At 35.2% G+C, this 14,157-nt stretch carries 14 protein-coding genes and 1 riboswitch; of the genes, 5 read left to right on the top strand and 9 right to left on the bottom strand.

Translation table 11 applies throughout. The features are described from left to right. Positions 1–14: 14 nt before the first annotated feature. Positions 15–359, bottom strand: a complete 345-nt coding sequence (locus QA612_RS21605; RefSeq protein ID WP_278285917.1) for a DUF192 domain-containing protein — start codon at positions 357–359, stop codon at positions 15–17. Positions 360–506: 147 nt separating this feature from the next. Beyond that, positions 507–593, bottom strand: a riboswitch (cyclic di-GMP riboswitch). Positions 594–1,069: 476 nt separating this feature from the next. Next, on the bottom strand, positions 1,070–1,393 hold the full coding sequence (locus QA612_RS21600) for a hypothetical protein (protein WP_278285916.1): 324 nt from the start codon (positions 1,391–1,393) through the stop codon (positions 1,070–1,072). A gap of 281 nt (positions 1,394–1,674) precedes the next feature. Between QA612_RS21600 and QA612_RS21595 the strand changes: the two genes are divergently transcribed. The 3 genes from QA612_RS21595 to QA612_RS21585 all read left to right on the top strand — a co-directional run bounded on the left by QA612_RS21595 (position 1,675) and on the right by QA612_RS21585 (position 3,952). Next, a complete protein-coding gene (locus QA612_RS21595) occupies positions 1,675–1,815 on the top strand; it encodes a hypothetical protein (protein WP_278285915.1) in 141 nt (46 codons plus the stop codon). Positions 1,816–1,934: 119 nt separating this feature from the next. Then, on the top strand, positions 1,935–3,266 hold the full coding sequence (locus tag QA612_RS21590; protein ID WP_278285914.1) for a DUF2254 domain-containing protein: 1,332 nt from the start codon (positions 1,935–1,937) through the stop codon (positions 3,264–3,266). A gap of 254 nt (positions 3,267–3,520) precedes the next feature. After that, the gene (locus tag QA612_RS21585) at positions 3,521–3,952 is read left to right on the top strand and encodes a DUF2383 domain-containing protein (RefSeq protein WP_278285913.1); all 432 of its coding nucleotides are present in this window, start codon (positions 3,521–3,523) and stop codon (positions 3,950–3,952) included. Positions 3,953–4,078: 126 nt separating this feature from the next. On the opposite strand, the gene QA612_RS21580 is transcribed toward QA612_RS21585, so the two are convergent. The 7 genes from QA612_RS21580 to QA612_RS21550 all read right to left on the bottom strand — a co-directional run bounded on the left by QA612_RS21580 (position 4,079) and on the right by QA612_RS21550 (position 11,384). Beyond that, positions 4,079–5,242 carry a CapA family protein gene (locus QA612_RS21580; protein WP_481804467.1) on the bottom strand — a complete coding sequence of 388 codons (1,164 nt, stop codon included), beginning with the start codon at positions 5,240–5,242 and terminating at the stop codon, positions 4,079–4,081. A gap of 237 nt (positions 5,243–5,479) precedes the next feature. After that, positions 5,480–6,358, bottom strand: a complete 879-nt coding sequence (gene aguB / locus QA612_RS21575; protein ID WP_278285911.1) for an N-carbamoylputrescine amidase — start codon at positions 6,356–6,358, stop codon at positions 5,480–5,482. Positions 6,359–6,390: 32 nt separating this feature from the next. After that, complete coding sequence (locus tag QA612_RS21570; protein ID WP_278285910.1) at positions 6,391–7,434, bottom strand: agmatine deiminase family protein; 1,044 nt, start codon at positions 7,432–7,434, stop codon at positions 6,391–6,393. A gap of 213 nt (positions 7,435–7,647) precedes the next feature. After that, a complete protein-coding gene (locus QA612_RS21565) occupies positions 7,648–7,872 on the bottom strand; it encodes a DUF3892 domain-containing protein (protein ID WP_278285909.1) in 225 nt (74 codons plus the stop codon). Between the two features lie 80 nt (positions 7,873–7,952). Continuing rightward, on the bottom strand, positions 7,953–8,546 hold the full coding sequence (locus QA612_RS21560) for a DNA-3-methyladenine glycosylase (protein ID WP_278285908.1): 594 nt from the start codon (positions 8,544–8,546) through the stop codon (positions 7,953–7,955). Between the two features lie 107 nt (positions 8,547–8,653). Further along, positions 8,654–9,658: a hypothetical protein gene (locus QA612_RS21555; RefSeq protein ID WP_278285907.1), complete on the bottom strand. Its 1,005-nt coding sequence runs from the start codon at positions 9,656–9,658 to the stop codon at positions 8,654–8,656. Between the two features lie 523 nt (positions 9,659–10,181). Further along, positions 10,182–11,384, bottom strand: coding sequence for a class I SAM-dependent rRNA methyltransferase (locus tag QA612_RS21550; RefSeq protein ID WP_278285906.1), 1,203 nt, complete (start codon positions 11,382–11,384; stop codon positions 10,182–10,184). Positions 11,385–11,623: 239 nt separating this feature from the next. Between QA612_RS21550 and QA612_RS21545 the strand changes: the two genes are divergently transcribed. Beyond that, a complete protein-coding gene (locus QA612_RS21545) occupies positions 11,624–12,790 on the top strand; it encodes an MFS transporter (RefSeq protein WP_278285905.1) in 1,167 nt (388 codons plus the stop codon). Positions 12,791–13,037: 247 nt separating this feature from the next. Continuing rightward, the gene (locus QA612_RS21540) at positions 13,038–14,147 is read left to right on the top strand and encodes a glycoside hydrolase family 88/105 protein (RefSeq protein ID WP_278285904.1); all 1,110 of its coding nucleotides are present in this window, start codon (positions 13,038–13,040) and stop codon (positions 14,145–14,147) included. Positions 14,148–14,157 lie beyond the last annotated feature (10 nt).

The raw sequence follows: 14,157 nt of genomic DNA, 5'->3' as shown, positions 1-14,157 counted from the left end.
TAAACACTCTCCTTTTATGATATAAATTTTAATAAATGCCCTATTTCCGTTTGTGTTGATTTTACAGTCCCTTTTGGTAATTCCACGACAGAAGCAACACCTCGATAAACTTTCCCTACTCTTCTCGGTTTCAACGCTTCATCAATAGCAACCACTTCATTCCTGTCATTCACATACAAAATATCAATTGCATAATTCATGAAAAACGTATGAACCGATTGGCAAGGCTTTAAATGAATGCCTGCACCTGAGTGAAGCTGCTTCGTAAACATTAGACCTCTTAATCGCTTCGTAAAGTGATAAGCTTCCTCTAATGCTGTAGCAATCGTGTTACCGTTACTTACGTTGACTACTACCAACGCTTCACCTCCATTCAATTAAAATAACCCCACCTTTACCGAAAGTGGGGTATTACTTGTAGCATTGTGTACAAAAGTATGGACAAGTCCTGTTGTATTGTTTGTATGTATAGGCCCATTATCATTGCACTAACTACTCCCTGATCCTTCGGTAACTGGCTGGCATTGTGTCATTACACAGAAGCCCCTATAGCTTTGCGTCACTGGTTTTCACCAGCTTTGCCTTTATCGAGAATCAGTTATTTTTATTGAATTATTCGACTGATCTCTTAAAAAAATAATAAAATAATACATTAATATTCAAAACCCTACAGATTACTCAATTATTTTCTCCTAAAAAATGAGATTTTTTTGTTTTATTACGTCAAATGAAACAATTACCCAGAAAAAATCCCTACTTTAGTTGGTATATAAAATTATCGACAACCTTTGTTTGGATTTTTTTTCCACTACAATAGACCCTATTATTCACAAATACTCAATCTATTATTTTATAAAAAACTTTGAAGTTCCAATAATATAATGTCAATGAATGTTCATATAGTCCAATGAATCGTTATATTTCAAGGACTTTTAAGTATTTCAATAAAGTTCATAAACCAAAAAGAGAATAATAAAAGAAATTATGCATAGTACCGAAGATATACTCGACTTGTACTCAGTCGAATGTGGGCATGCCATTAGTCACACCTCCTAATAGGACTCCTATTCTAGGCTATTTTCTTTTCTTCAATATAAAACGAAAGGACTACCCTGAAAATAAGATAGAAGCCGCCAATAAGCCTGCAAATCGGTAAAAGAGGTTTGCGGTAATATAGAAGGCCGCCAATAAGCCTGCAAATCGGTAAAAGAGATTTGCGGTAGTATAGAAGGTCGTCAATAAGCCTGCAAATCGGTAAAAGAGATTTGCGGTAATATAGAAGGCCGCCAATAAGCCTGCAAATCGGTAAAAGAGATTTGCAGTAGTATAGAAGGCCGTCAATAAGCCTGCAAAACGGTAAAGGAAGGTTTGCAGGAATATAGAAGGTCGCCAATGAACTTGCAAATCGGTAAAGGAAGGTTTGCAGGAATATAGAAGGTCGCCAATGAGCCCGCAAATGGAGATAAGAAGAATTGCGGGAAGGTAGTATACTTTAGAAAGAACATTTTCATGCGCCATGGTGCAAGCCTTCACTTGCATGGGCGGTCTACCCTGAAAATACGAAACGAATGTGGAAATGCTCATAGAACTGGTGAACCTGCTCATAGGTTACGGAAATATGCTCATAGGACAAACAAACCTGCTCATAGGAGGCCGTCTAGAAGCCCGCAATTAGTGGAAAAATTGAAATGTGGGATGATAGAAGCCGTCTATGTTCCTGCAAATGGAGTGAAAGCAGAAATGGGTAAGATAGAAGTCGATATTCTTCCCGTAAACGGTATGAGATTAGAATTGCGGGAAGGGAGTATACCTTAGAAAGATTAATTTTCATCGCCTTTGTTGCACATTCCACTTGCTAGAGAGGTCTATTAAAGAATAAAAAATAAAACCTTGTCGAAACTGATGCTAACGTGGAAAAGTAGGAGGGGTGAGTCATGACTTTAAAAGGTATTCTAATTAAGATCCGTTCAAGCTTTTGGTATATACCATCTTTATTTGGTGCGTTTGCTGTTGTTTTAGCACTAGTCAGTTTAGAGGTTGACTCTTTAATAACCGCTAATGAATCTATTCTACGTATTATCCCAGTAATGTTATTAACGGACCTTGATTTAGCCCAGACGATTCTAAGTTCTATTTCAGCATCCTTACTTACAATGACAACAATAACTTTCTCTACCATTCTCGTCGTACTAACAACCTTTCTCTCTGAGTTTTCTCCAAGAACATTACAAAATTTTATAACGGACAATAAAACACAAAGTGTATTAGGTGTTTTTGTTGGGGGCTTTGTATATTCTATTCTTTTATTATTATTACTGCGGGAAAATGAGACCACAAACCTTTTCATTGTTCCTTCCTTCGCTGTTTTATTTGCTATTATTTGTTTAGTCGTCTTTGTTTTCTTTATTCATTACGTATCTAGATGGATGCAGGTCAGTAATTTAATCCATGAAATTACTTATCATACAATAAAAAAAATAGACAATGAATTTAAAGACATGGAGGACGTTCATGAAGATGCTCCTTGGGAGGACTGGGAAAGCGAAGAATTATTTAACATTACTCCTCGAAAAATACTTTCAGATAAAGCTGGTTATATAAAGTATATCGACTTAAATGGGTTACTGAAACAGGCCACAAATGATGATTGTATTATTCAGATTGAAAGAAAAATTAGCGAATACGTGGATAATGACACTGTCATTTTTTCCTTATGGATAGTAGGAAATAGTCGTGATCTTTCAACAAAAAATTATTTAAAATATATAGCAGTAGGGACAGAAAAAACACCAGTTGAAAATATAGATTTTGGAATTACAAAAATTGTTGAAATTACATTAAGAGCTTTGTCTCCAGGGATAAATGACCCTAACACGGCAATTAATGGTATAGAAAACTTAGGGAAAGTTTTATCAAAGCTAGGAAGTAAATATTTACCTAAGTCTTATCTGAATGACTCTAACCGCAATTTACGTGTCATGATGGATAGAGCTGATTTTTCAGACTATCTTTATAAAAGCTTTTACCAAATCCGTCAATCTGGCTTTAACGACATATCTGTTCTTTCTGCAGGTATCAAAGCACTAACCTTCATTGCTGAAAACAATTCAAAAAAAATAAAAGAAGTCATATGGGAATTTGCAGAATATATCATCGAAGGTATAGATGAGGAAAAACTGCTTACTTTAGATCGAAAATATATTAATCGACAACTAGAAAAACTTGCGCGGTCAGTTGAGCATAAGCATAACTTTAAAGGGCTTTAAGAAAAGGGGTGTTTTCCACATCAACCATAATTGATTGTCATCTTCTGCTTGAACAATGTGTAAGTTTCATCTTTTCAGGAACTTAATACAGAATTCTTACTATTCATACTAGAGATTTTCTTCATTAACTCTTCAGAAGAAAGAATTCCTCCATAGCATAACTTTCATTAGAACCTTTAAGGGAAGCTAAGGCTACCTGTTGTGAATAATTAATAACTAAAATCTTGATAATAAAGAAAAAAGGATGTGAATTTATGAAAAACGAGGAAATTGTTATTGAGGAATTAAATACTTTACTAAGAGGTACATACATGGGGATACGTGCTCTAGAACACCATATTCAAAAACTAGATGATATTGAATTAAAGCATAAATTTCAATCCATGCAGCAGGAGGTTAAACATAATGCGCAAAAAATAGCTGAACGAATCCAAGATTTGGAGGGCATTCCTGCCGATAGTGAAGGCTTATCTGGAAGAATGCATAGCATGATGCATAATGTGATGCTTTCCGAAAATACAAACGACATAATTGAAGATGCTTTAAAAGGGATTGATAATTATGGTGTTGAGTATTCAGAAGAGATTGTCAAGGGAGACTTAGATCCAGAAAGTCAACGAATTGTCGAGGAAGTTATTGATAACAATCGTAGGCATGCTGAAAAGTTAAGACAATTACTCCATTAGCATTTGCAAATTATCAATTTGTTTAGCTATTCCCCACTTTCATTAAGTATCTATGACTTTATCTGCTTTTTACAATAAAAATGAGACCAATTCACTAGAAAAGGTCTCATTATTCTTATGTTGTTTCTAATTTTCTTCCTCTAAATAGAGCAATGTATGCTCCACCATTTCCTCGTACGTGCTTCCTGTTATTGGGGACCCATCTGTACCTATCATCGGTTTTACACGATATAAATTATCCTCTAAAATGACTACCGTTGGTTCAATTTGTGGCAATACTATAGAAATATCCGTTTCGTCCCCTTCTGTTACCTTCGTAATTTCTACTGTGCCCAAGCCACCTATATCTGTAAAGTCAAAATATTGACCAGAAAAGAAGTTCCCAAGTGAATAAAATACGGTTGTTTCATGACCTGATTCCTCTTGCACGATTACATCGATAGGCTGTAAAACATGTGGATGGTGTCCAAACACAATATCAACCTCAAGTTCAGCTAAATATTGAGCTAATTGTCGCTGCTGTTGGTCAGGCTCCCTTACATATTCTGGACCCCAATGCATATGAACGACAAGTACATCCACCTTTTCTTTCAGGTTTTCTACATCCCCTGCAATTCGTTCCTTATCAATTAAAGAAACTACATATTCATGGCCAGTTGGGATAGGAATACCATTCGTCCCATACGTGTAGGCTAAAACCCCGATTGAAATATCCTCTATTTCAACAATGCGATCTCTTTGTCTATCCTCTTCATCTCGATATACACCTACGTAATCCATACCAACTTCGTCATAAAAATTAATGGCATTTTCAACTGCCCGTAGACCCCGATCAATTGTATGATTATTTGCTCCAATAAGCATATCTACACCTACATCTTGCAAATTCGTTACAATTTCCTTTGGACTATTGAATGCAGGGTACCCTGATAAGCCAATGTCCACTCCTCCAGGCATTGATTCCATGTTTGCCATGAGAAAGTCTGGTCTCATTAATAGCTCTTCAACCTCTTCTAGCATGGGTGAAAAATCGTATTTCCCCTCACCAACCTTCGCTAAATCATATACTCGATCATGGAGAAGTACATCCCCGACAGCACCTACTGTAATGGTTGTTTCTCTTCTTTCAATCAGCTCTGATTTTACTCTTTCTTCCCCACTCCTCTTTTTCACATCTTGTGCAGATTCAATTTGCGGAGGCTCTTTCTCAAAGGTTTGTTCCGCTTCCTGACAGCCAAACATAAATAATACGGATAAAAATAATACCATTATTCTTTTCAATTTAGTCACCTCAATAATAAAATTACCGTTCACGACAGAGTTCCGTTTCTTTCGCTTCTAGCTAGTTATAATGTTTCGAATAGCGTTCGACTATAATAAAATTATTAATGTCCTTTTAATAAAAAACTCGTTTATTGTTAGAAATACTTGTCCAAAAAATAAGAAAAAGCCTAAATAATTAGGCTTCATGTAAAATTATATCAAATTTAGTTTTCTCCGTAACGGGGTAATTACTCTTTTTTTGCACTATTTTATAATTAATTCCCCATCATAAGAGGTAATGATTTTGTATAAATCAGGTCGACGATCTCTAAAAATACCCCATTCAATTCGTTGTGTTTCTAAGGCATCTAAATCGAATTCTTCTACTAAAACTGTTTCTTCCGTTCGATCCGCTTCTGCTAGCTTATTCCCTTGTGGTCCAGCAATGAAGGATGATCCATAGAATGTTATTTTAGAATCCTCGTCTTCTTCAACACCTACTCGATTGGAGGCAATTACTGGTACTAAATTAGCACCAGCATGGCCTAACATAACAGTCTGCCAATGGTCTTTTGAATCAATAGATGTATCTTGTGGTTCTGAACCAATGGCTGTCGGATAAAATAAAATTTCTGCTCCCATTAATGCCATACATCTAGCTGCTTCAGGGTACCATTGATCCCAACAAATACCTATACCAATTTTGCCATACCTTGTTTTCCAAACTTGAAAACCTGTATCACCTGGATTGAAGTAAAATTTTTCTTCATATCCAGGGCCATCTGGAATGTGACTTTTACGATAACTCCCTAAAATTTCACCATCAGCATCAATGACTGCCAGTGAATTGTACCGAGCATTATTCTTCTTTTCATAAAAACTAATGGGAAGAACGACACGAAGTTCCTTTGCAATCTTTCTAAAATGATTTACAGCTTTATTTTTAGCTAGCTCTGTTGCGTATACGTAATAATCCGCTTTTTCCTTTTGGCAAAAATATGGTGTTTCGAAAAGCTCTTGAAGTAAAATAATTTGTGCGCCCTTGTTAGCCGCTTCTCTAACAAGAGATTCACCCTTCTTTATATTGTCTTCTATATTACAAGAGCAGCTCATTTGAGTGGCTGCTACCTTTACTTTTCTCATTTCAATCACCCTTCATCTTTAACGCCAACGCTTTATTTGACTTTAATAGCTGTTGGCAATTGTTGTGTCGTACAATGGACATTTCCACCTTCTTTTATAATGGACATACCATTAATTTTCCGAATTCTTCTTTCAGGAAATGTTTTCTTTAACTCCGATTCCGCTAGTTGATCATTTTTTTGGGCAGCTCCTCCAAAAACGGGTAAGATAACTCCATCGTTTACAAAATAAAAATTTAAATAACTAAGGGTTAGTCTATTTCCCTTGAACATTTCTTTTGGTGGCTGCTCAATTTGAATCACTTCAAATTTCCGTCCTCTTGCATCTGTTTCCCTAGTCAAGATTGATAAGTTTTCCTGTGTAATCTCATAGTTTTCATCTTCTTTATCATGACACACCTGCATTATTATTTTCCCCGGGGATCCGAAGCATGCAATGTTATCAACATGTCCATCCGTTTCATCACCACTTAGTCCATCTTTAAGCCATATTACCTTTTCGATGTTTAGATAATCCTTTAGAAACTGTTCAATTTGTTCCTTCGTTAACTCAGGGTTACGATTAGGATTCAATAAGCATTCCTCTGTCGTAAGAAGGGTTCCTTCTCCATCAACGTGAAAGGAGCCACCCTCCATTACAAGAGGTGCATCAAAGCGTTTTATTCCTAAATGATCAAGTATTTTTGGTGCTACCTCATCATCTAAGTCCCACGGTGCATACTTTTCCCCCCAAGCATTAAACTTCCAATTAACTCCTGCACGTTCACCATTATCATGTAATAAAAAGGTCGGGCCATTGTCACGTAACCATGCATCATTATGTTCAATAGAAAGAAATTCAATATTTCCTTCTATATTTGCAAATTTACTTTTTACTTCCTTTATATGATTTTCATTAACGATGACTGTTACTTTTTCAAATTCAGAAATTGCCTCTACTAATTCTATATATCCTTTAGAAACTTCATGATAATCCTCTGGATATACCATTGATTCCTGAATTGGCCATGAAATAAACGTACGTTCATGTTCTGACCACTCTGGTGGCATAAAATAACCTTGTTGTTTTGGGTTCATTTTTCATCACTCTTTATCTGTAAAGTTGGTCTTATTCTTTCCATCATCGTACATCATATAACAAAATTTGTTCGTTGGAAATAAGAAAAGCGCAAGGTTCAATACCTGGGTATCCATTTCCCACAGGTATTATTCACCTTGCGCTTCGCATCAATCACAATATTGTTTCAAAATTTAAACTGTCCTTCAATAAAGTTTATATATAATCATTCCTTAGAATGTAGGTAAATTGTCTAGGTTATTTTCTTTTATACCGTCTGCATCACTTCTTAAATGTTCATCTCCATCACGGCCACGAAATACGTTTACGTGTTCAATCTCTCCGTTTTTTGCCATCTGTTGAGCTTGTTTATAATCCACAACTTGTCCTGACGATAATTGTAATTGAACGATATCTCCTTCATTGTTTTTTCTTACTGCAGTTACCGTTTCTGCCATTTTTATCGCCTCCTTATTCTCTATTGTTAGCTGCTTCCCTTTAAAAAACACATTCATTTTTTATCCAGATATGCCATGGGTTACTTCGAAACAAATTTGTTGCCTTGAATCCAAAAACGCCAAGGATAATCCCTTGCTTCTCCACTATTATCTATTCCAATCCTTTTCCCAGTCTTTATTTTAAACGCTAATTTTCTTTCATCACCAGATATGTATAAAGGTGGATGTATTAACGATAGCCCATAATCTCCAATATCAATACCAAGAGCTTTCGTTAATTTTCCCGGTCCGTTTGTTAATTGAATAATTTTTTTATCCATACCACGCCTCCTATACATTAAATCTACCCCAATATATGGCTCTACTGCCCTAATTAATACAGCCTCTGGGTGGCCTTCTTTCTCACTTACAACATTCACAAGACAGTGAGTATGCATGACATAGGTATATACGTATCCTGGTGGACCGAACATGACTTCTGTCCGTTTTGTTCTCTTATTTCCATAGCTGTGTGCTGCACGATCATTTGGACCTATATATGCTTCCGTTTCAACAATCCAACCTGCAGCTACTCCTTCTTTTGTCTCCTTTATTAGCATTTTTCCTAGTAAGGATTTTGCTAAAGTTAAAGTAGGTTGTTTGTAAAAGCCTTCTTCTAATGGATTAAAATACATATAATCTTTCCTTTACCATTTAGATATTTTTCTCCAGTAATCATTATTTCCATAAAAAAAGATTATAAAAAAAAGAGTCAGCCTCCTAAGAGATTGACTCGATTTCATTATACTGATGGGGTAATGCCCTTTTCATCCTGAGTAGTAGCAGCAATTTCATGTGTATCTTCTTTACTTTTGTTAAATAAGCTTTTAAATTTACCAGACACTTTTAATAGCTTCGCTTGTAAGTCCATACTTGGTTCCATGTCTTTAATGTTTAATTGATACGCACGAACCATTGCAACTGTTGCCACTGGGTCAATTAGTGCGCGCTTAACCATTGAGGTTATAATATAAGCACCTACAACGGCAATATATCCTAGGAAAGATGCTACACCAGCACTATTCGCAATCCAATTAGCTAACGCCATTAAAGGGAACACTGTAATTAAAAATACGCCAATATTTAACACATAAACGAAAGCAACAATACCCGCTGCTGTCATAATAATCTTTTTCCAGCTTTGTGCGTATAGAACAACACCATCACAGGCTGATTTCCATACTGATTCTTCTTTTCCTTCACTTTTTCTTACCATAATGTAACTTAATATAGCTTCATCTACATACCGCAAGCTCACTTCCATTATTTTACTAATGATTGAAATGATGTTTTTTGCCCCTGGAATAAATCCTAAGAAATTTCCGACTCTCATCATCCATCGTTGAATTTGTCTTACTGCCGCATAGACGATTTTATCTACAACAAAAGCAACGTTTGCAGAACCAAAGTTATTTACAACTTGATCTTTCCCGTAAGCCACTTGACTCTTTCCTTCAGGTACTTTTCCAGTTCTTAATAATTCAGTTATTACTGCAATGTGCCCCACTTTTACCATATACAGCACATATCTTTCTAAAAACCTCAATCCTGCTAATACGGTAAAAAAGGTTGCAGCAATGATAAAGAAAAAGAAACCAGCACCAAATTCAAACCAACGGAATAATAAAATACTTATACCTATCATGAGTCCAAGAAATAGAAATGAAATTAAACCAAATAGTGCATAGACTAAAATGCGAGAAATAAGAAACGGCATCGTCTTCATTACTAGTTGAACGACGGACATCTTGAAAAACACTCCCCTACTTTTTAGATTGTCAACATTTACTAAAATATACTCATTTGTACAACGAATATTCGATTATGGTCCAGCATTTTTTTGTTGTACATAAAGCTAAAATTATCGTTATAGTTTGAATGTTATCAATTGTAGGGGTAGTTTACTATTATACGAAAGTATAATATTTCACCATTTGTTCACACTTTTATTTTTTGTCTACCCTGAACATTAAGTACGAGGTAAGGACTGATTAATAAGAAAAACCAGGCAAAAACCGATCGGTCATTATTTCAACTAAAAATAGGCAAATGGCAGACTCCTATATGACTGCAAACCTCTTTTTCACTCTTTGCAGGCTCATTGACCACCTCCTATATGACTGCAATTTACTTCTTACTGTTTTCAAGATTTATAAGAATAAGAACAGAACAAAGCAAGATGTCCTCTCACCACCAAAACAAAGATTCCCCCCACAAGGTTGATGTATATAATTGCCTAAACAAAAGAAAAGCTAGACCCCTCTATGGGACTAGCTCTTACTACGTTTTTTTATAAATACTACCTTAAGGTAATTCCCTTCTTTAAACGCATGATGATATGGGAAATCCTCTGGTAAGGAAAACTGTTCAATAATATCGAACCTCTCCCCCATTTCCTCAAATGCTTTCTCTATGAACCCTTTAAACTTTTCCATTCCGAATCCACTATAATTGGTTGATGCTACAATCATTCCATTTTCATTTGTAATAGAAATGGCATCCTTCAATAAGTTTTTATAGTCTTTTGCTGCGCTAAAGGTTCGTTTCTTTGATCTTGCGAAGCTTGGAGGATCAAGTATGACCATATCAAATTTAATATTTCTTTTAACTGCATAATTAAAGTAATTAAATACGTCCATTACTTTAATTTCTTGTTTGGCTGGATCAATGTTATTTACTTGAAATTGTTCTTCTGTCTTAGCTAAGCTTCGGTTAGCAAGATCCACACTTGTTGTCTTTTTGGCCCCTCCTAAAACTGCGTAAACAGAAAATGCCCCTGTATAGGAAAAAGTATTTAAAACGGTTTTTCCTTTTGCATATTTCTCTCTTATTGTTTTTCTAACTTCCCGTTGATCTAAAAAAACCCCTGTCATAGGTCCTTCATTTAAATATACGGAAAAGTTCACACCATTTTCCTTTACAAGTATAGGGAACTCTCCACGAACTCCTGTGACAAAGTCATCCTCCTCAATATATTTTCCACCTGTATCAAATCGTTTCTTTTGATATATAGCTTTATACTCTACTAACCGTTGTAATGAATGAATAATTGGTTCCTTAAAGCGATAAATTCCCTCACTATACCAGCTAATGACAAAATACCCATCATAGTAATCAATGGTTAATCCACCGATGCCATCACCTTCACCGTTGAATAAACGGAAAGCTGTCGTTTGATTATCTTCAAACAAAACAGTTCGCTTTTGAAGGGCTGTACTAAGCTTTTTCTCGAAAAAACTCTCATTTATTATTTCCTTTTCTTTATTGGTAAGTATCCATCCGTACCCTTTATTTTGTCTACCATAATACCCTCTACCAATAAAAGAATTCCTCTGGTCGACAAGCTGTATAAGAGTTCCCTCTTCCTTTACATCTGAGAGATTCATGATAGCTTCTTTTAAAATGAGGGGATAACCGCCTTTATATTTTTTTTCAACGTTTGGTTTTACCATTAATGAAACTTCTTTTTCCATTCCAACCATCCTTACTTTATGTTTCTAAATTAATTTTTTTCTAGACTCAAAAACCATTGAAAACTCTAGTAATATAGCATCAAATGAATACTCTTTCCCGTGGTGAAATATATACATACCTTTCTATTTTTGCTAACCTTAGAATAGTATAGATCGACTATATTATAGTATTATTCTATTTTGTAATTTTCAAACAACATCGTTCAAGCTTATTTGAACAATAAAAAGTAGGAATGCATATGAAGAATAAATTATTTATAAGAACCTGTATTTATTATACGTTAATTTTTATGGCTACCTCAGGTTTAACATCCTATATTGCTTTGTTTTATGCTGAAATGAATATTTCAGACACACAAATCGGTCTATTAACTTCTGCAGGAGCAATTATGGGAATTTTAGCAAATCCCTTTTGGGGTGTAAGGGGAGACCGTGCTAAAACAAAAAATAATGTATTACTCTTTTGCTTAATTATGTCTGCTTTTAACGTTTGGTTATTCCCGCTTGCAGGAGGAAATTTCCCACTGTTGTTATTAGCTACTTGTATCTTCTTCTTCTTCCAAATGGCCATAAATCCAATGGGTGATGCCATTTCTTTAGAATTAGCTTCTAAGCATAATTTCCAATTTTCTACAGTACGTACTGCTGGATCATTAGGTTTCGCGATTATGTCAGTGGTAGCAGGGGCAATGATTGAATACAATATTAACTCTATTTTTGTAGCATACTCTTTTCTTATCTGTATGGCTATCCTTGCTTTTTGGCAGATTCCACCTGTACAAGGTTATCAGCGTTCAAAGCAAAAGGTTCGTTTTTGGGAGGTACTAAAAAAATCTTCATTGCGTCGTATTTATATTTATGTACTTATACTTAGTTCTGGATTTGGCTTTTTTATATCCTTCCATGCATTATACAGTGTAGAACAAGGTATATCTGTAAGTTTACTCGGTGTAGGCATTATGCTGGGATCCTTTAGTCAATTTCCATTTATGCTCATCTTCAACAAGCTCTATGATAAATTTGGTATTCGGAAGATCATTCTGTTTGCAGGGATTATTAATATTCTCCGTTGGGCTTTGTACGCCTTATGGTTAAACTCCTTTACAGTATTATTTTTATGGCTACTCCACGGAGGTTCTTTTATTCTCGTTTATTTATGCTTAGCAGAGTATGTGCACCGTAATATGAGAAAAGAGCTTAAAGTTAGTGGACAAATGATGAATTTTATAGTCCTCCATGGATTAGGAAGGATTATTGGTGGTACTGTTGGCGGGCTTAGTGCAGAATTCCTAGGCTATGGCGTTGTTTTTGGAGTTATAGCAGGAATGACATTAATAGGTGTGGTCTATTTTTGGACATCTACTCGAAATAATGAAGAACTATTAAAAACCGGAGCTACACCATAACGAAAAAAAACACAGCAAATATCGTCTCTTGTTAGCCATTTCTTTTCTTAATAAGAGCTAAACCACAATAGTGCTTTAGCTCTTATTAACAAAATATGAATCTAGTTATTGTAAGAATATTGCCTATAATTTTCATTAACCACTATTGACAACGCTTTCAGATTACTTTTAAATAGTAATTACAACGTTGTTATCTTTAACATAACAACTTTTATGTCGTTTTTAAAATACCTGGAGGTGCATTGTTTTGGCTTATGAATTGGTAGAGAAGTTGAAAGAGCAATATAAGGATGGTTGTGACAAGTGGTACGCTTTACAGTGGCACTATGTTCAAGGGTGCATAATGAAAGCGTATTTAGATAGTTATGAGCAAACTGGTAATGAAGAAGATTACAAGTTTGTAAAGGATTTTGTTGATCGTCTCGTTGACGAAGATGGTAATGTTGAACAAATTGATATTAATTACTACACTATTGACCAAGTACGTTTCACTGCAATCCTCTATACACTTTATAAGAAAGAGCAAGATCCTAGATATAAAAAGCCAATTGATTTAATTTACAAGCAATTAGAAACATATCCAAGAACGTCTACCGGTAACTTCTGGCATAAGACAAACTATCCTCATCAAATTTGGATGGATGGTTTATATATGGGACAACCTTTTTATGTTCAATATATTAAAGAATTTGAAGAGAAAAAAGACTATTCTGATACACTGAATCAGTTTAGAAATGTAAGAAAGCTTCTTTATGATGATGAAACACAGCTTTACTATCACGCTTATGACGAGAGCCGTGAAATGTTCTGGTGTGACAAAGAAACTGGATTATCTCCACACGTTTGGTCCCGTGCAATTGGTTGGTACGCGATGGCACTAGTAGATATACTTGAATTGCTTGAAGGTGAAGATGTAGATACAAGTGAGCTTAAAGACCTTTTAAAAGAATGTGTTGATGGTATTCTTCGTTATCAGCACCACAGTGGACTATGGTATCAAATTGTTGAATACAGTGGGAGAAAAGATAACTACTTAGAGACTAGTGGTACAGGAATGTTCTCCTATAGTATTTTAAAGGCTGTAAGACTAGGCTATTTATCAGAGGATTATACTAGATTTGGTGTAGATGCATTTGATGGTATGGTAAGAGAATATCTAACTGAAGAAGACGGTGAAGTTCTATTTGGAGGTATTTGTAAAAGTGCTGGTCTAGGAACACACCCTGAGCTAGGTGTAGTACGTGATGGTAGCTATGAATACTATACTAAAGGTGAACCAATCGTAATTAATAATGGTCATGGTGTAGCTCCACTATTAATGGCCTATAATGAAATGAAACTTTTAGAGAAGAAATAAATTTTGTAAG

The organism is Evansella sp. AB-P1 (assembly GCF_029688925.1).
In the GTDB taxonomy this organism is placed as follows: domain Bacteria; phylum Bacillota; class Bacilli; order Bacillales; family Salisediminibacteriaceae; genus Evansella.
This window is presented reverse-complemented; position numbering and strand designations above follow the sequence as displayed.